18 protein-coding genes are annotated in these 15,487 nt (G+C 73.8%); 11 read left to right on the top strand and 7 right to left on the bottom strand.

All coding sequences use genetic code 11. The features are described 5' to 3' along the window. The first annotated feature begins 112 nt into the window (after nucleotides 1-112). A complete protein-coding gene (locus tag ACZ7OH_RS50245) occupies nucleotides 113-2,839 on the top strand; it encodes a helix-turn-helix transcriptional regulator (protein ID WP_470287447.1) in 2,727 nt (908 codons plus the stop codon). Here the strand turns inward: ACZ7OH_RS50245 and ACZ7OH_RS50240 are convergent. Then, nucleotides 2,836-3,648, bottom strand: a complete 813-nt coding sequence (locus tag ACZ7OH_RS50240) for an alpha/beta hydrolase (protein WP_470287446.1) — start codon at nucleotides 3,646-3,648, stop codon at nucleotides 2,836-2,838. The two genes, ACZ7OH_RS50245 and ACZ7OH_RS50240, sit on opposite strands and share 4 nt — an antisense overlap. A 48-nt stretch (nucleotides 3,649-3,696) precedes the next feature. Here ACZ7OH_RS50240 and ACZ7OH_RS50235 point away from each other — a divergent pair, with 48 nt between their 5' ends. Continuing rightward, nucleotides 3,697-4,302, top strand: a complete 606-nt coding sequence (locus ACZ7OH_RS50235) for an SGNH/GDSL hydrolase family protein (protein ID WP_470287445.1) — start codon at nucleotides 3,697-3,699, stop codon at nucleotides 4,300-4,302. A 4-nt stretch (nucleotides 4,303-4,306) separates the two neighbouring features. On the opposite strand, the gene ACZ7OH_RS50230 is transcribed toward ACZ7OH_RS50235, so the two are convergent. After that, a complete protein-coding gene (locus ACZ7OH_RS50230; protein WP_470287444.1) occupies nucleotides 4,307-4,522 on the bottom strand; it encodes a hypothetical protein in 216 nt (71 codons plus the stop codon). Between ACZ7OH_RS50230 and ACZ7OH_RS50225 the strand changes: the two genes are divergently transcribed. Together ACZ7OH_RS50225 and ACZ7OH_RS50220 are read left to right on the top strand one after the other, a co-directional pair. Next, nucleotides 4,521-4,682 carry a hypothetical protein gene (locus ACZ7OH_RS50225; RefSeq protein ID WP_400892289.1) on the top strand — a complete coding sequence of 54 codons (162 nt, stop codon included), beginning with the start codon at nucleotides 4,521-4,523 and terminating at the stop codon, nucleotides 4,680-4,682. The genes ACZ7OH_RS50230 and ACZ7OH_RS50225 overlap by 2 nt on opposite strands. Nucleotides 4,683-4,759: 77 nt before the next feature. Continuing rightward, nucleotides 4,760-5,263, top strand: coding sequence for a hypothetical protein (locus ACZ7OH_RS50220; protein WP_470287443.1), 504 nt, complete (start codon nucleotides 4,760-4,762; stop codon nucleotides 5,261-5,263). A 218-nt stretch (nucleotides 5,264-5,481) separates the two neighbouring features. On the opposite strand, the gene ACZ7OH_RS50215 is transcribed toward ACZ7OH_RS50220, so the two are convergent. The 3 genes from ACZ7OH_RS50215 to ACZ7OH_RS50205 are packed head-to-tail and all read right to left on the bottom strand — an operon-like array spanning nucleotide 5,482 to nucleotide 6,929. Continuing rightward, entirely contained in the window at nucleotides 5,482-5,775 is a 294-nt protein-coding gene (locus ACZ7OH_RS50215) for a hypothetical protein (protein WP_470287442.1), read from the bottom strand. A 51-nt stretch (nucleotides 5,776-5,826) separates the two neighbouring features. Next, on the bottom strand, nucleotides 5,827-6,303 hold the full coding sequence (locus ACZ7OH_RS50210) for a DinB family protein (RefSeq protein ID WP_470287441.1): 477 nt from the start codon (nucleotides 6,301-6,303) through the stop codon (nucleotides 5,827-5,829). 20 nt (nucleotides 6,304-6,323) lie between these two features. After that, nucleotides 6,324-6,929, bottom strand: coding sequence for an SAM-dependent methyltransferase (locus ACZ7OH_RS50205; RefSeq protein WP_470287440.1), 606 nt, complete (start codon nucleotides 6,927-6,929; stop codon nucleotides 6,324-6,326). Between the two features lie 65 nt (nucleotides 6,930-6,994). On the opposite strand from ACZ7OH_RS50205, the gene ACZ7OH_RS50200 reads away from it, so the two are divergent. The 6 genes from ACZ7OH_RS50200 (at nucleotide 6,995) to ACZ7OH_RS50175 (ending at nucleotide 12,764) form a co-directional block, all read left to right on the top strand. Continuing rightward, nucleotides 6,995-7,579, top strand: a complete 585-nt coding sequence (locus ACZ7OH_RS50200; RefSeq protein ID WP_470287465.1) for a helix-turn-helix domain-containing protein — start codon at nucleotides 6,995-6,997, stop codon at nucleotides 7,577-7,579. Between the two features lie 122 nt (nucleotides 7,580-7,701). Further along, nucleotides 7,702-8,607: an ABC transporter ATP-binding protein gene (locus tag ACZ7OH_RS50195; protein WP_470287439.1), complete on the top strand. Its 906-nt coding sequence runs from the start codon at nucleotides 7,702-7,704 to the stop codon at nucleotides 8,605-8,607. Continuing rightward, complete coding sequence (locus ACZ7OH_RS50190; protein ID WP_470287438.1) at nucleotides 8,604-9,365, top strand: ABC transporter permease; 762 nt, start codon at nucleotides 8,604-8,606, stop codon at nucleotides 9,363-9,365. Before ACZ7OH_RS50195 ends, ACZ7OH_RS50190 begins: the two co-directional genes overlap by 4 nt. A gap of 749 nt (nucleotides 9,366-10,114) precedes the next feature. Continuing rightward, nucleotides 10,115-10,654: a hypothetical protein gene (locus ACZ7OH_RS50185; RefSeq protein ID WP_470287437.1), complete on the top strand. Its 540-nt coding sequence runs from the start codon at nucleotides 10,115-10,117 to the stop codon at nucleotides 10,652-10,654. Next, a complete protein-coding gene (locus tag ACZ7OH_RS50180) occupies nucleotides 10,642-11,328 on the top strand; it encodes a response regulator transcription factor (RefSeq protein ID WP_400892271.1) in 687 nt (228 codons plus the stop codon). The genes ACZ7OH_RS50185 and ACZ7OH_RS50180 overlap by 13 nt, the downstream gene beginning before the upstream one ends. Further along, nucleotides 11,325-12,764, top strand: a complete 1,440-nt coding sequence (locus ACZ7OH_RS50175; RefSeq protein WP_470287436.1) for a sensor histidine kinase — start codon at nucleotides 11,325-11,327, stop codon at nucleotides 12,762-12,764. The genes ACZ7OH_RS50180 and ACZ7OH_RS50175 overlap by 4 nt, the downstream gene beginning before the upstream one ends. A 3-nt stretch (nucleotides 12,765-12,767) precedes the next feature. Here ACZ7OH_RS50175 and ACZ7OH_RS50170 read toward each other — a convergent pair whose 3' ends face one another. Next, nucleotides 12,768-13,049 (bottom strand): helix-turn-helix transcriptional regulator, encoded by a 282-nt coding sequence (locus ACZ7OH_RS50170; RefSeq protein ID WP_400892266.1) that lies wholly within the window; start codon nucleotides 13,047-13,049, stop codon nucleotides 12,768-12,770. A gap of 184 nt (nucleotides 13,050-13,233) precedes the next feature. Between ACZ7OH_RS50170 and ACZ7OH_RS50165 the strand changes: the two genes are divergently transcribed. Next, nucleotides 13,234-14,157: a TerC family protein gene (locus ACZ7OH_RS50165; RefSeq protein WP_470287435.1), complete on the top strand. Its 924-nt coding sequence runs from the start codon at nucleotides 13,234-13,236 to the stop codon at nucleotides 14,155-14,157. Nucleotides 14,158-14,212: 55 nt separating this feature from the next. On the opposite strand, the gene ACZ7OH_RS50160 is transcribed toward ACZ7OH_RS50165, so the two are convergent. Further along, nucleotides 14,213-15,406: an oxygenase MpaB family protein gene (locus ACZ7OH_RS50160; protein ID WP_470287434.1), complete on the bottom strand. Its 1,194-nt coding sequence runs from the start codon at nucleotides 15,404-15,406 to the stop codon at nucleotides 14,213-14,215. Nucleotides 15,407-15,487: the final 81 nt, after the last annotated feature.

The raw sequence follows: 15,487 nt of genomic DNA, 5'->3' as shown, positions 1-15,487 counted from the left end.
GCCCGGCGAGCCCCGCTGATCGGACGCGGTGCGCGGCCCGGGCGGCGCCACCCGGGCCCGCCGGTCTGGCAAACCACGCCGATCGGACCCCGGCGCCGTATCGTACTGGCGCATGGAGCTCGGCCGGGGCTTCGTCGGCCGGGCCGGCGAGCTGACCCTCTTGCGCGCCGGCCTCGCGGAGGCGCGGGCGGGGCGGGGCCGCGTCGTGCTCGTCGTCGGTGAACCCGGCATCGGGAAGACCAGCCTCGCCCGGGAACTCGCCCGGCACGCCGAAGACGCCGGCGTGCCCGTCGGCTGGGGACGCGCCAGCGACGACGAAGGCAGCCCGCCCTTCTGGGCCTTCCGGCAGCTGGCGCGCTCACTGGACCGGCCGTTCCCCACCGGCGAAGCGAACGGTTCCGCCGAAGCGCGCTTCCAAGCCTTCGAAACCTTCGCCGACGGACTGCGCGAAGCCGCCGCCCCGCACGGGCTTCTCGCCGTGCTCGACGATCTGCAGTGGGCCGATGCCGCGTCGCTCGCCCTGCTCGTGCACCTCGCCCGCGACCTCGACCGCGCGCCCGTGCTGATCGTCGCGACCTACCGGGACACCGAGACGACCGGCCGCGAAGCCCTCACCTCGGCCCTCGCCGCGCTCGCCCGCGAACCTGTGCTGACCCGGATCCGGCTGGCCGGCCTGACCGAGGCCGAGGTCGTCGCGCAGCTCGGCCGCGGGGGCATCCCCGCCGAAATCGCCACGCTCGTCAGCCGCCGCTCGGGCGGCAACCCCTTCTTCGTCTCCGAGCTGGCCCGGTTGGCCGGCGCCGGCGGCGACGCGCTGCCGGACGGCGTCGTGGACACCGTCCGCGCGCGGCTGGCCCGGCTGAGCGAGCCGTGCCGGCTGCTCGTCGCGACCGCCGCCGTGCTCGGCCGCGACGTCGACCCGGCCGCGGTCGCCGAGGTCACCGGCCGGCCCGCCGCCGACGTCCTGACCGACCTGGACGAGGCCGCCGAAGCCGGCATCGTGACCGCGCGCAGCTTCAAGCACGACCTGATCCGGGAGTCGGCGGCGGCGGACCTGCCGACGGTGGCACGGCTGACCGCGCACGCCCGGATGGCAGCGTGGCTCGAGCGCCGCGACCCGGGCCGGACGTCGGAGATCGCCCACCACTGGCTGGAGTCGCTGCCGGTCGGCGACGCCGCGAAGGCCGCGGACCGGGCCGAGCGCGCGGGTGACCAGGCGCTGACCGAGCTCGCTTGGGAACGCGCCGCCGAGCTCTACCGGCGCGCGCTCGACGCGGCTCCCGCGTCCGCCGCCGACCGGGCGCGGCTGCGGCGCCGCGAAGGCGTCGCCCACCTGCGCGGCGGCGAGATCGAACGCGGCTCCCGGGTGCTGGGAACCGCCGCCGAGGCGGCCCGGGAGGCGAACGACCCGGCGCTGCTGGGCGAAATCGCGCTGGCGATGGAAGGCCTGTCCGACCCGTGGGGCAGCTTCAACGGCGGCAAGATCGCCGGCGAGGCGCTCACCGGACTGCCACCCGGCGACGACCCGCTGCGCGCCCGGCTGCTCGCCCTGCACGCGGGCGAAGCCGGGTTCCTCGGCGGCGGCCACGCGGAAGCGGCGTCGGCCGAAGCACTCGCGATCGCCGACCGGCTCGGCGATCCGGACGTGCTCTGCTCCGCGCTGCGGGCCCGGCAGATGGTGCGCTCGGCCCCCGACGGCGTGCACGAACGGCTGACCCTCGCCCACCGCATGATCGCCCTCGGCGAGGACCGCGACGACGCCGATGTGCTGCTGTGGGGCCACCTCTGGCGGTTCGACGCGCTGCTCATGCTCGGCCGGTTCGGGGAGGCCGAACAGGAGCTCGCCGCGCTGCGGCTGCCGGCCGAACGCCTCCGCCGTCCGCTCGCGCGCTGGCACCACCTGCGCAGCCTCGCCACCATCGCCATCGCGCGCGGACGGTTCGACGACGCCGTCGAGGCGCTGCAGCAGAGCTTCGCGCTCGTCGCCGACCGGGCGCACATGTCGCTGCAGGGCGTGCCGATCACCGTGCTGGCTTCGGTCGCCGCGCTCACCGGGCGCGCCAGCCTGGTGACGCCGGCGATGGAGAGCATCTTCACCGAGCACGCTCCGCCGTTCGTCGCGCTGCTGCACTCGGCGTGGCTGCTGCAGATCGGCGACCGCGCCGGAGCAGCCGAGTTCTACCACCGCGGCGCGGTTTCCGAACCCGCGCCGGTACCCGCGACGCTGCCCGTCGCTGCCGCCGCGGTGGAGGTGGGCGCGGAGTTCGGGCCGCCCGAGGCCGTCGAGCGGGCCGCGGCGATCCTGCGGCCGCACGCCGGGCTGTTCGTCACGGGCGGCGCGGGCTCGATCCTCGTCACCGGGTCGGTCCGCCGGTACCTCGCGCTCGCGGCCGCGTCCGCCGGCCGGCTCGACGAAGCCGTGCGGGAATCCCGGCTCGCGATCGCGGCCAAGGACGAAGCCGGCACCCCGCCGTACGCGACGCTGGCGCGCTTCGAGCTGGCCAAGACGCTGGCGCGCCGCGCCCGCCCGGGCGACGTCGCCGAAGCGCTCGGCCTGGCGGCGTCGGTGTCGGCGACGGCCGAGCGGCTCGGGATGGCGCCGGTCCGGCAGGCCGCCGACGCGCTGGCGGCCACCCTGCGCGGGGAGGCGCCGGGCCCGCTGACCCGCCGCGAACGCGAGGTCGCCGCGCACGTGGCCGACGGCCTGACGAACAAGCAGATCGCCGCGCTGCTGCACATCTCCGAGCGGACGGCGGAGAGCCACGTCCAGCACATCCTCACCAAGCTCGGCTGCACCAACCGCGCCCAGATCGCCACCTGGGTGACCACCAACGCCTAACGCGGCACCAGCGACAGAACCGCCTCGACGAGTTCGGGGCCGTCCAGCAGCACCGGGTCGTTGTGGCCCGCGTCCGGGACCTCGACCAGCCGCGCCGACGCCGCCGCGGCCACCTCGCGGCTCTGGGCGGGCGGGACGATCTCGTCCCGCCCGCCGATGACCACCACCGTCGGGACGCGCAGGCGGGCGACCTCGTCCCGCACCGGGAACCGGTCGCGCAGCAGCAGCCGCACCGGCAGGTACGGATAAGCCTCGGTGCCGGCGGCGGCCAGGTCGGTGAACGGCGACCGCAGCAGCAGCCCGGCCGGCGGGTGCTCGAGGGCGAGCTCGGCCACCACCGCGCAGCCGAGGCTCTCGCCGTAGAAGAGGATCCGGCCGGGCGGCACCTGCCGGTCCTCGGTGAGGAACCGCCACGCCGCGCGGACGTCGAGCGCCAGTCCTTCCTCGCTGGGGTCGCCGGGATTGCCGCCGTAGCCCCGGTAGTCGAACCCCAGCACCGCGAGCCCCGCCTGCGCGAGCTTCCCCGCCAGCGGCGCCCGGTCGGCCCGGTTGCCGCCGTTGCCGCCGGCCACCAGCACGGTCGCGATCGGTGCCCGGTCCGGCCGGACGAACCAAGCGCCCAGGTCGAGGCCGTCGGCCGTGCGGAGCCGGACGTCCTCGGCGCCGGGCAGCAAGGTCGTGGCCGAGGGCACCGGTGTGGTGTCCGGCAGGTAGATCAGGCGGCGCTGGAAGACCCACACGAGCGCCAGTACCAGCACGACGACCAGCACCAGCCCGAGCAGCACCCGCACGACCACCGTCCCAGTCACGCGGACCACCCGGGAAACAACCACGCCTCCCGGACGTTGTACCGGACGATGAGCATTCTCCGATTCTGCGTCCTCGGCGACTCGCTGGCCGCCGGCGTTGGCAGTTCGCGCCAGGAGGACACCCTCGGGCAGCGGCTCGCGCGGCGGCTGCGGGCCGAGGGCCACGTCGTCCGGCTGCAGGGCTACGGCGTGCCCGGCGCCCGCTCGGCCGACCTGGACCGCCAGGCCGGCGCCGCGCTGCGCGACGGCGTCGATCTGGCGCTGGTCGTGATCGGCGCGAACGACCTGGCCGGGTTCGTCTCGCCCGCGGTCGGGGCCCGGCAGCTGCACGACGCCGTGGCCCGGCTGGTCCGCGGCGGCGCCCGCGTCCTCGTCGTGCCCGCGCCCGACCTGGGGATCGTGTCGCGGGTGCCGGCGCCCTACCGGCAGCTGGTGTCCGCGGCGAGCGGCCAGTACGCGAGTGCCCAGGCGGACGCCGCGATCCGGGCCGGCGGGGCCGTGGCCGCCGCGGGTCCCCAGCTCACCGCGCGCTTCGCCGCGGACGCGACGCTGTTCTCGGCGGACCGGTTCCACCCGTCGTCGGCCGGTTACGCGGTGATCGCGGACGCGCTGGCGCCCCACTTGCTCACGGTGGCGGCCGACCTCGCCGCGTAACGCTTCAGCAGACGCCGTGCAACAGCCCGGCGAACTCCGCCTCCGCGGCCGCACCGGCCAGTGTCCGATGTAGACCGTCTCCGGTGACGCCGAAGCCGTGGGTCTCGGCGCCGTCGCGTTCGCGGGCCGCCGTCACCCGGGCGGGCTGACGACGGCGCTGCCGTGTGTAGCGAGCCGGGTGCGCGGGTACCCCCGCCGCACGTTCGGAAGGAGCTGACATGGGTCTTCTCATCGGGTTGCTGGTGGTCTGGGCCATCCTGGCCGTCCTCGGCATCGTCATCAAGGGCCTGTTCTGGCTGATCATCGTCGGCGCGGTGCTGTTCGTCGCGACCGCGGTCATCGGTTTCGTCAAACGGGAGGCCCTCAGCCGCAAGCACTGACGATCGGACATCACGTTTTCGCGCCGGAAACGGCCGTTCGGTCTGCGCGTGTCCCGTCGGCGTGCTATTCGATCTCCATGACCGAATCACCGAACTATCCGAACTACCCCGAATCGACGGCGGCCGGGCAGCCGGCCGCCGCCCCGGCCCGGCCCACGACCATCGAAGGCGCTTTTTGGGCGTTCATCGCTTCGACTGTCATCGGCCTCGTCGGCGGCTTCCTGATCTTCGCAAGCCGTGACTCGCTCGCCGATACACTGCGGAATTCGAACAGACAAAGCGGCGGCTCGCTGACCGACGCGCAGATCGACCAGGCCGTGACGATCACGATGGTCGTCGCGCTCGTGATCGCCGTGATCATCGCCGCGCTGTACCTGCTGTTCGCGTTCAAGCTGCGCGCCGGCCGGAACTGGGCGCGGATCGTGCTCACGGTGATCACCGCCCTGCAGCTGATTTCGGTGCTGGCCGGGCAGTCGACGGTGCTGGGCTACGTCAGCGTGGTCGTCGCCGTCATCGGCGTCGTGCTGTCGTTCCTGACCCCGTCGAACGCCTACTTCGCCGCCGCCAAGACCATCCGCTAAGACCGGCCCCGGGCCCGCCACCCCCGCGGCGGCCCCGGGCCGCTTTCAGCCGAGGTGCTCGAGTTCGAAAGCCTCCGGGACGCCGTCGAGCGGCGCGCCCACGGCGATCGCCGCGCCGCTGCCGGCACTGTCCTGTTCGGACGGTCGCCACCGGCCGATCGGACGCGGCCGCGTTCAGCGACCGGCCGGGCGGGCGATCTCCGCAGCGCGACCCGGCTTCAGCGGCCGTCCCACGGGCGGCCGGACAGCAGGTTCGTCACCCACCGCACGGCGGTCTCGCACAACGCCGCCTCCGGACCGCGCCGGTGGGCCACCACGTCGTCGTCACACCAGAGCATCAGCGCCGTCGCGCCGCCCGCCGTCGGCGTCAGCCCGACCACCCAGCGCCGGCCGCCGAGGGTGAGGACGCGCTCGGCGGTGACCCAGCGCCCGCGCGACCCCGTCACCGTCCACGCGGACAGCCGCGCGAGGTCCGCGACCGACGCCGGCCGGCGGGGGTTCGGGCCGTTCATGCCGCCACTGTCGCACATCCGGAGCACCCGGTCCGGGAGGCCGGGGGCGGGTCACCGGCCCGTCGACCCGTCGATCAGCTCGCGCAGGATGTCGGCGTGGCCCGCGTGGCGGCCGGTCTCCTCGATCATGTGGACCAGGGCCCAGCGCATCGACGGCGGCGTCCCGGTCGGGCGGGCCACCGGCTCGGTCAGGTCGGCGCACGCGTCGATCACCGCGTTGGCCTCGGCGACCGCCGCCCGGTAGCCCGCCAGGAGCGCGACGGCCGTTTCCCCCGGGCGCGGCCGGAAGGTGGCCTGCCAGTCGGCCGTCGGCTCGCCGAGGAACGTGAAGCGCTCGACATGCGTCAGGTGCCGGATCAAGCCGAGCAGCGACGTACCCGAGGGCACGCCGGGCGTTCGGACCTGCGGCTCGGGCACGCCCTCGGCCTTGGCCGCCATCGCGGCGCGCAGCTGGTCGAGGAACCCGCGCAGCACGTCCTTCTCGGCGGGGCCGGTCCGCGGGGGCGGGGTGTCACGACGGCGGGGCATGGTCTGTCCTCCTCGGACGGTCACCGGGCTCGGCGGATCAGCAGCAGGTGGTCGACGACGTCGGCGATTTGCCCGCCGGGTCCGGTCGCCCGGCGGGCGAGGGCTTCGGCGCGCGAGACGGTCCACTCGCCGGCGTCGAGCTCCAGCGACCGGGCCACCTCCCGCGGCGAGGGGAACCGGGCTTCCTGGTCCCACGACCACGGCGCGACGGACCCGTGGTCGACGACCAGCAACCGGCCGCCCAGCACCAGCGCGTGAGCGGCCCGGCGCAGCACGCGGTCGCGCGGGAACGCGTAGGACGTGTGCAGGTAGTGCGCCGAAACGAGGTCGAAGCGGCCGTCGGGGAACGTCTCGGCCAGGTCGTGCCGTTCGGCGGTGACGCGGCCGCCGAGCCCGAGGTCGCGGGCGCGCTCGGCCAGCCGCGCGATCGCGACGCCGGAGATGTCGGCCGCGGTCACCCGCCAGCCGCGGCGGGCGAGCCACAGCGTGTCGCCGCCGGAGCCGCTGCCCAGGTCGAGGGCCGCGCCGGGCGGCAGCTCCGCGACGGCTTCGGTGAGCCGGACGTTCGGGCGAGGTGCGGCACGCGGGGTCGCGTAGTGGGTGTCCCAGAATTCCGTGGCGGTCATGGGTCCACCGTGGCGCGGCTGTGCCGGAGTGGCACGCCTTCTTGCGGTTTCGGCAAGATGGCCGGATAAGCGACGACATCGACGACGTCCTGCACGCGGTCGGCCCGCGGCTGCGCGCCCTGCGCCGCACCCGCGGGCTGACGCTGGCCGAGGTCGCCGGCACGACCGGGGTGTCGGAGAGCACGCTGTCGCGGCTGGAAAGCGGGCAGCGGCGGGCCAGCCTCGAACTGCTGTTGCCACTGGCGCGCGCCTACCGCGTCCCGCTCGACGACCTCGTCGGCGCGCCCCGCACCGGCGACCCGCGCGTCCACCTCGCGCCGATCCACCGCCACGGCATGACGTTCGTGCCGCTGTCCCGGCGGCCGGGCGGCATGCAGGCGTACAAGATGCTCATCCCGAGCACCGACCGCCCACCGGAGCCGACGCACCAGACCCACGACGGCCACGAGTGGCTCTACGTGCTCCACGGAAACCTGCGGCTGGTCCTCGGCGAGCACGACCTGGTGCTGCCGGCGGGCGAGGCCGCGGAGTTCGACACGACGCCGCCCCACTGGCTCGGCAGCGCCGACGGAAAGGCCGTCGAGCTGCTCATCCTCTTCGGACAGCACGGCGAACGGGCGCACCTGCGCGCCCGCGCCACCCGCGACTGACCCGCCGCCGGGATCGATTTCCGGAGAGGGAACAGGCGCACCCGTTCCCGGCCGCGCGAACTCCCAGGGTTCTCCCAGAACCTCCCAGGAACCGGCCAGGCGGCCGGGCCAGGCTCGCCGCCATGACCACCATCGAAGTGCGCAGCCTGACCAAGCGGTACGGCCCCGACACCGTCGTGGACGACCTGTCGTTCACCGTCGAACCCGGGCAGGTCACCGGGTTCCTCGGGCCGAACGGCGCGGGCAAGTCCACGACCATGAAGCTGATCCTGGGCCTGGCGACGCCGACGCGCGGGTCCGTCACCGTCGGCGGGTGGCGCTACCGCGACCTGCCCGTCCCGCTGACCGAAGTCGGCGCGCTGCTCGACGCGGGTGCCGTCCACGGTGGCCGGAAGGCGCACGACCACCTGCTGGCCCTCGCGATGAGCAACGGCCTCCCGCGGCGCCGGGTCGGCGAGGTGCTGGCCCGGACCGGCCTGGAGAGCGTGGCGGGCAAGCGGGCGGGCGGGTTCTCGCTCGGCATGCGGCAGCGTCTCGGCATCGCGGCGGCGCTGCTCGGCGACCCGCGCGTGCTCATCTTCGACGAGCCGGTGAACGGGCTCGACCCCGAAGGCATCCGGTGGATCCGCGACTTCATGCGCTCCCTGGCCCGCGAAGGCCGGGCCGTGCTGGTGTCCAGCCACCTGATGAGCGAGATGGCGCAGACGGCCGACCACCTGGTCGTGATCGGCCGTGGCCGGCTCGTCGCCGACACCGCCGTGAGCGAGCTCGTACGCGGTGAAGGCACCGTGCTCGTCCGCACGCCCGACGCGGGCTTCGCGCGGCTGCTCGTCACCGCCGGCGCGACCGTGCGCGAAGGCGCCGAGGCCGCGCTCGTCGTGTCCGGCCTGACGAGCGGGGAGATCGGCAAGCTCGCGGCGTACCACGGCGTCGCGCTCGCCGAGCTGACCCCGCAGCGCGTCTCGCTCGAGGACGCCTTCATGGATTTGACCCGCGACAGCGTCGAGTACGAGGGAGCGAGCGCGTGAGCTTCGCCCAGTCCGTCCACGCGGAGTGGATCAAGCTCCGCAGCCTGCGCTCGACCTGGTACACGCTGGCGTGCCTGTTCACGGCCGGGCTCGGCATCACGGCGCTGGCCATGAACGCCGCGGCGAAGACGTACGCCGAGGATCCCCAGGCCTGGGACCCGACCAACCGCAGCCTGACGTCGTACGTCGTCGCGCAGCTGATCGTCGGGGTGCTGGGCATCCTGGTCGTCACCGGCGAGCACGCGACCGGGCTGATCGGGACGTCCCTGATCGCCACGCCCCGCCGGCACCGGCTGCTGGCGGCCAAGGTCGTGGTCGCCGTCGGCGTAGCCGTGGTGGCGGGCCAGGTGCTGATGTTCGCCGCCTTCCTCCTCGGCCAGGCCGTCCTGGGTGCGCAGGGCCTGCCGCGGGCGGCGCTCGGCGACCCGGGCGTGCTCTCCGCGGTGACGGGCGGCGGCCTCTACCTCGCGGCGATCGCGCTGCTGGCGGTCGGGCTGGGCACGCTGATGCGAGCGACCGCGGGCGCGCTGGCGACGCTCGTCGGGATCGTCTTCCTGGTCCCCGCACTCGCGGGCCTCTTCCCGGCGTGGGTGCGCGGGCTGTTCTTCTCCTGGCCGACGCTCGGGGCATCGGCGGTCCTGAAGACGGTGCCCGACCCGGACTTCCCGCACCCGTGGGTCAACCTGGCCGGCATGTGCGTGGGCGTGGCCGCGGTGCTGGCGGTGGCGTTCGCGGACTTCCGGCGCCGGGACGTGTGATGCGCGAGGTCGGCCGAGGCCTGACGGCGGCGGCCGCAGGGCTGCTCGCGATGGCGGTCATCGCGGCGGCGGGGTTGCTGCTGCTGGGGGTGCCGGACGTCGGCGGTTTGACGGCGGCGGTGGTGGCGTCGGCGGCGGGCGGATCGGTCGATGTCCAGGCGGCTGCCGCCGGTGGGCTTCCGGTTGAGGTGCATGGTGGCCTGCACGGGATTCCGCTGGGGGTTTCGCTTGCGGGGGCGGTGGTTTTGGGGTGGCTGTTGCTGCGGCGTCGGGAGGGGTTGCTCGTGCGTGGGGCTGTGGCCGTGGTGGGTTTTGTGGGGGCTTTGGGTGGGGTTGCGTTGTGGGGCGCGGGAAAGGTGAGTTTGCCGGGTGGGGTTGGTGGGCCTGGGGGTTGCGTTTCGGGTCGGTTGCCGTTCTCGGGCGCCGGTTCTTCCGCAGGGGTGAGGCCGGGCTCGGCGGGTGGGCTTGGCGCCGGATTCCCTGCCGCGGCTGGTGAACCGCTCTCCGGCGGGCTTCCCACGCAATCCGGCATGCCCACCCCAGCCGACCTACACACCGGACTCCCCGCACAAACCAGCCTGCCCAACCCGGCCGACCTACACACCGGACTCCCCACGCAAGCCGGGCCGCCCTCCCCCACCCACCTGGAAGCCGCGTTCTCCGTGGCCGCCGCCCCCACCCTGGCCGGCGCCCTGGTCTTTGCCCTCGTGGTCGTCGCGGCCTGCGGGCTGATCGCACATTTCCCTTCCGTGGCAACAACTCTGCGCACCCTCCGATGGCCACTGGCCGGGCTCGCCGTGGTCTGCCTCACCGCCGCCGGAGTGCTCGGTGGCGCGACCGCCGCGGGGGCCGTCCTGCTGCTCCTCCCCCAGCTGCTCCCCGCCGCCGTTCTGACCGGCCTCGGCGTCCCCTGGCACCTCAGCACCACCGGCCTGCTCTCCTGCCCACTGGACACCGACCTCCCGGCCACGCACTGGATCGCCGCCGCGGTCCTGCTCGGCTGCGGCATCGCCGTCGCCCTCCGATGGCGCCACCCACCACTGCGGCAAGCCGCGGTGCTCGCCGCCGTCGTCGGTGGCGTCCTGGTCGTCACCGCACTCCTGTCGCGGTTCTCCGCCGACCTCTCGGTGAGCGCGTTCGGCTTCTCGGTGCCCGTCCTCGGCGCGCAGCTGACGGCGGACCCGCTCCTCGCGCTGGTTGCCGGGGCCGCGGGCGGCGCCGTCGCCGGGCTCGCGGGCAGCCTGCTCGTCCGCGCGATCTCCGTATCCTCGCGGGCATGGACGCGATGAACCGGCTGCTGGTCGTGGACGACGAGCCCACCGTCCGCGAGCTGCTGTCGGCCGCCCTCCGGTTCGCCGGCTTCCGGGTGACCTCCGCGGCGACGGCGCGCGAAGCCGTCGCCGCGGCCACCGAAGAACCGCCCGACCTGGTGCTGCTGGACGTCATGCTGCCGGACCTGGACGGCTTCGAAGTGGTCCGGCTGCTGCGCGAACAGCACCGTCCGGTGCCCGTCCTCTTCCTCACCGCGCGGGACGGCCAGGCCGACAAGGTCACCGGCCTGTCCCTCGGCGCCGACGACTACGTCACGAAGCCGTTCGACCTGGCGGAGCTGATCGCGCGGATCCGGGCGATCCTCCGCCGCACCTCCGGGCACCCGGCCGCCGTGCTGACCGTGGGCACCCTCGCCCTCGACGCCGACGGCCGGCAGGTGACGCGCGCGGGGCAGCCCGTCCGCGTGTCCGCCACCGAGTTCCGCCTCCTGCGCTACCTGATGGAGAACGCCGGCCGCGTGGTCTCGAAGGCGCAGATCCTCGACCGCGTGTGGCGCGAGGACTTCGGCGGCGACGCCAGCATCGTCGACACCTACATCTCCTACCTGCGACGCAAAGTCGACACCGAGGAGCCCAAGCTGATCCACACCGTGCACGGCGTCGGCTACGTGCTGCGCGAGCCCCGGCGATGAGGCGGCTGTCGCTGCGGGCGCGGCTGCTGCTGCTCACCGCGGGCCTCCTGCTGGCCGGCCTGACCCTGATCAGCGCGCTCGTCGCCGGGCAGCTGGAACGCTTCCAGCTCGACCGCCTCGACGGCCAGCTGCGCCCGATGACCGAGCTCATCGCCCGCGCGGCGGGCCCGCCCCCGGCCGAAAACGCCGCCGTGCGGCCGGATCTGCTCGACCCCGCGCTCGACCTGTTCGGCACCCCGTACGTCGTCTACCTGGACGCCGCCGGCGCCCCGGTGGGCGGGTTGCACTCGTCGCGCGTGTCCGGCGCGACGCTGCCGCCGTTCGACGCGCTGCGCACGGTCCCCGCCGACGGGACGGCCGTCGACCTGACCGCCGCCGACGGCTCGGAACGCTGGCGGGCGGTCGCGCGCCCGGCCCTCCGCTGGGGCGGCACGGTGGTTTCGGCCGCGCCGCTCGCCGAAGCCGACGCCACAATCGCCCAGCTGCGGGTGAGCAGCCTGGTCACCGGCGCGGGGCTGCTCGTCGTGCTGACCGCGGCCGGCTGGTTCGCCCTCGGCCGGGGCCTGCGGCCGCTGCGCCGGATCGAGCACACGGCGGCCGCGATCGCCGGCGGCGACCTCACCCGGCGCGTCCCGGTCCTCGCGCCGCCGGGCACGGAGATCGGGCACCTCGCGGCGTCGCTCAACACGATGCTCGGCCAGCTGGAGGGCGCCTTCGCCGGCCGGGCGGCGTCGGAGGCGCGGATGCGCGCGTTCGTCGCGGACGTCAGCCACGAGCTGCGCACGCCGTTGTTCGGCATCAAGGGGTCCACGGAGCTCTACCGGATGGGTGCGCTGCCCGGACCGTCCGATGTGGACGAAGCGATGCACCGCATCGACCGCGAAGCCACCCGGCTCACCGCGCTCACCGAGGACCTGCTGCTGCTCGCCCAGCTCGACGACGCACCGGAGGAGCAGCTCGACCGGGCCCCGATGGACCTGCGCACCCTCGCCGGCGACGCCCGCCACGACCTGCGCACGCTCGACCCGTCCCGCACGGTCACCCTGACCGGCCCGGGTGGCGACGGACCCCCGGGCCCGGCCCCGGTCGACGCGGACGAGGCCCGGCTCCGGCAGGTGGTCACGAACCTGGTCGGCAACGCAGCCGCGCACACTCCCCCAGGCACGAGCGTCCGCATCGGCGTCGGCACGGCGGCGGGCCGCGCGGTCCTGGAGGTGGCCGACGCCGGGCCGGGGATGCCGGCCGAGCAGGCGGCGAAGGTGTTCAACCGCTTCTACCGCGCCGACCGGTCCCGCACCCGCTCGGGTGGCGCCGACGCGGGGCTGGGGTTGTCGATCGCGCGCTCGCTGGCCCGTGCCCACGGCGGCGACGTCGAGCTGGAGACGGCGGCCGGTGAAGGCGCGTGTTTCCGGCTGTCGTTGCCGTTGCCGGACTGAGGTTCAGGAACGCTTCGGGCCCAGCGCCGCCACCAGTTCCGCCACGCGGTGGTGGGCTTCCAGCGGGTGCCGCAGACGGCCTTCCGGGTGGATCGTGTAGTGGTTGCGGCGGCCCACGCGCTCGCGTTCGACGTAGCCGTCCGCGATCAGGTCCGCGAGGATCAGCTGCACGCCGCGTTCGGTGATGCCGACCCGCTCGGCGATGTCGTGCAGCCGGTGGTCCGGATCCTCGGCCAGGCACAGCAGGACGTGCGCGTGGTTGCTCAGGAACGTCCACGAAGCCATGCGGGCAGCTTAGCCGTCCACACTTGACAGACGAAGCAGAGTTCGTCATTCTGGAGTGGACGGAGGGGAGTACCCGCCCCGGTCCGGCATCGTCAATACGGCTGCCCCAGCGCACGCCCGGTGCCGGCGCCACCTCGCGGTGGCCGGGAAGACCTCCGGTTCGCACGAACCGGAGGAGTGTGCTGTGACCGTCCCCATCTGGGCCTGGGCCGCCGTGCTCGGCGTCATCCTGCTGATGCTCGCGGTCGACTTGTTCGCCCACCGCAAGGCGCACGTCGTCGGCGTCCGCGAGGCGCTGGCGTGGTCGGGCGTGTGGGTGGCGCTCGGCGTCGCGTTCGGCGCCGTCATCTGGTGGGTCTGGGGCGCGGAATTCGCGGGCCAGTACTTCGCCGGGTACGTGATCGAGAAGTCCCTGGCGGTCGACAACGTCTTCGTGTTCGCGATCATCTTCGGCTACTTCGCCGTGCCGCGCGAACACCAGCACCGGATCCTGTTCTACGGCGTCATCGGCGCACTGGTGTTCCGCGCGGTGTTCATCGCGGCCGGCTCGGCATTGCTCGCGAGCTTCGCCTGGATCCTGTACGTGTTCGGCGCTTTCCTGGTCCTGACCGGCATCCGGATGGCGCTGCACCGCTCGGAATCGGTGGACTACGAGAAGAACATCGTCCTGCGCGTGTTCCGCCGGCTCGTCCCGTCGACGGACGTCCACCACGGCAAGAAGTTCCTCGTCCGCGAGGCCGGCCGCTGGGTGGCGACGCCACTGCTGGCGGTGCTGGTGCTGATCGAGGTGACGGACGTGGTCTTCGCGGTCGACTCGATCCCGGCGATCTTCGCCGTGACGCAGGAACCGTTCCTGGTGTTCACCTCCAACGCGTTCGCGATCCTGGGTCTGCGGGCGTTGTACTTCCTGCTGGCGGACTTGATGCACCGGTTCGTGTACCTGAAGCTCGGCTTGGCGCTGGTCTTGGTCTGGGTGGGCGTGAAGATGCTGCTGCTGGAGGTCTGGAAGATCCCGACGGGCCTGTCGTTGGGCGTGGTGGGCGCCATCCTCGCGACCGCCGTCGTGGCCAGCTTGGTCCGGACCCGCATCGCCGCCCGCTCGTCTTGACGGAAAGGAATCCGGAATGCGTGCGGCGCGGCCTGCGGCCTCTGAGCGGAGCCGCTCAGGACGGCCGGTTGGTTTCCGGGATCTCGATGCTGATCGGCCGGCCCTCCGACAGGAACAGCAACGCCGCCTGGCGGAGGAACTCGTCGAACGTCCAGTACGCCGCCGGGGCCAAGGGGAAGGGCAACAGCCCCTCGCGGACCGCGATGAACGGGCCCCACGCCGTCGCCAGGAGCGGGTCCCACACCGGCTCGCGCGGGATGTGCAGCCAGTTCGCAATCCGGTCGCCCAGCATGAACCTCGTGAACGCGCCCAGGACGTGCGTGCTCAGCACGCCACCGTCCACCGTGGACCCCAGGTTCAGCAGGATCTCGGCCAGGGCGTTGCCCTCGTCCGTCGGGGCCAGTACCGGCGTCAGCACCTGGTCGGCCTGGGCGTTCGCCTCGGCCCAGGACGCCGGGAGGTACTCGTCCATGATGCCGAGCAGGTGCCCGGTCAGCTGCCACGAGTGCAGGTACGCCTCGGACTCCGCGCGCGGGATCGGGACCTGCCACTCGACCAGCTTCTTCATCACCGTCGTCGGCAGGCTGTGCCACGTCACCAGCAGGTCGCGCTGGCTGATCGGGACGGTCTGGTCGGCCGTGCCCGTCCACTGCGGGGACTGCGGCAGCAGGTGGCGCACCGCCGCGTGGACCAGCCGGGTCTTCACGCACGTCACGACCATCTCGCCGTCCGGCGCGAACGCGTTGCGGGTCATGATGTCGTAGCCGAGCTTGGCGGTCTTGGAGATGCGGTCCTTCATCGCCGCGCCGCCCTTGGAGTAGTACACCGCGCGGGCCTCGTGCGGGATGACCGTGCTGATCATCCCGCTCGCCAGGCCGTACAGCACGCCCAGGTAGAGCCCGCGCTTCTCGGTGAACGCGAACGACGTCGCGAGCTTGCCGGGATCCGCCCACGACGGCAGCTGCCGCGCCCGCTCGACGAAGTCGCGCACGTCCGCGGGCAGGCCGTCGGGCAGGGGCTGGCCGTTCGTCATCCACGTCCGCAGCAGCGCGTTCACCGTGGGCACGTCGCCGCGGTCGATCACCGACGCCAGCAGCGCGTCGGCCTCGGGGTCCCACACCCACCGCGGGTCCGCGCCCGCCCCGGTGCGGGCGACCGACGCTTCGGCCGGCCACGTCCACAGCGCCGCGCCCACCACTCCCAGTGCTCCGCCGCGCTTCAACGCGTTCCGGCGGGTCAATTCGGCCATCGCTGCTCCTCAGGAGTCGAGATCATCGATGATACTCAGATACGCGAACTGGCACTCTGTATCACAGCATGTCCTGCCGCC

Source organism: Amycolatopsis sp. NPDC114478, assembly GCF_055633805.1.
The sequence above is the reverse complement of the archived record's forward strand: the minus strand, read 5'-3'. Positions and strand labels throughout refer to the sequence as shown.

Bases quoted from the DNA above. Each gene is read 5' to 3' on its own strand.
- ACZ7OH_RS50180 (WP_400892271.1), top strand. From the start codon at position 10,642: ATGGACGCGATGAACCGGCTGCTGGTCGTGGACGACGAGCCCACCGTC.
- ACZ7OH_RS50235 (WP_470287445.1), top strand. From the start codon at position 3,697: ATGAGCATTCTCCGATTCTGCGTCCTCGGCGACTCGCTGGCCGCCGGC.
- ACZ7OH_RS50215 (WP_470287442.1), bottom strand. From the start codon at position 5,775: ATGAACGGCCCGAACCCCCGCCGGCCGGCGTCGGTCGCGGACCTCGCG.
- ACZ7OH_RS50210 (WP_470287441.1), bottom strand. From the start codon at position 6,303: ATGCCCCGCCGTCGTGACACCCCGCCCCCGCGGACCGGCCCCGCCGAG.
- ACZ7OH_RS50195 (WP_470287439.1), top strand. From the start codon at position 7,702: ATGACCACCATCGAAGTGCGCAGCCTGACCAAGCGGTACGGCCCCGAC.
- ACZ7OH_RS50230 (WP_470287444.1), bottom strand. From the start codon at position 4,522: ATGTCAGCTCCTTCCGAACGTGCGGCGGGGGTACCCGCGCACCCGGCT.
- ACZ7OH_RS50170 (WP_400892266.1), bottom strand. From the start codon at position 13,049: ATGGCTTCGTGGACGTTCCTGAGCAACCACGCGCACGTCCTGCTGTGC.
- ACZ7OH_RS50160 (WP_470287434.1), bottom strand. From the start codon at position 15,406: ATGGCCGAATTGACCCGCCGGAACGCGTTGAAGCGCGGCGGAGCACTG.
- ACZ7OH_RS50245 (WP_470287447.1), top strand. From the start codon at position 113: ATGGAGCTCGGCCGGGGCTTCGTCGGCCGGGCCGGCGAGCTGACCCTC.
- ACZ7OH_RS50220 (WP_470287443.1), top strand. From the start codon at position 4,760: ATGACCGAATCACCGAACTATCCGAACTACCCCGAATCGACGGCGGCC.
- ACZ7OH_RS50225 (WP_400892289.1), top strand. From the start codon at position 4,521: ATGGGTCTTCTCATCGGGTTGCTGGTGGTCTGGGCCATCCTGGCCGTC.
- ACZ7OH_RS50205 (WP_470287440.1), bottom strand. From the start codon at position 6,929: ATGACCGCCACGGAATTCTGGGACACCCACTACGCGACCCCGCGTGCC.
- ACZ7OH_RS50175 (WP_470287436.1), top strand. From the start codon at position 11,325: ATGAGGCGGCTGTCGCTGCGGGCGCGGCTGCTGCTGCTCACCGCGGGC.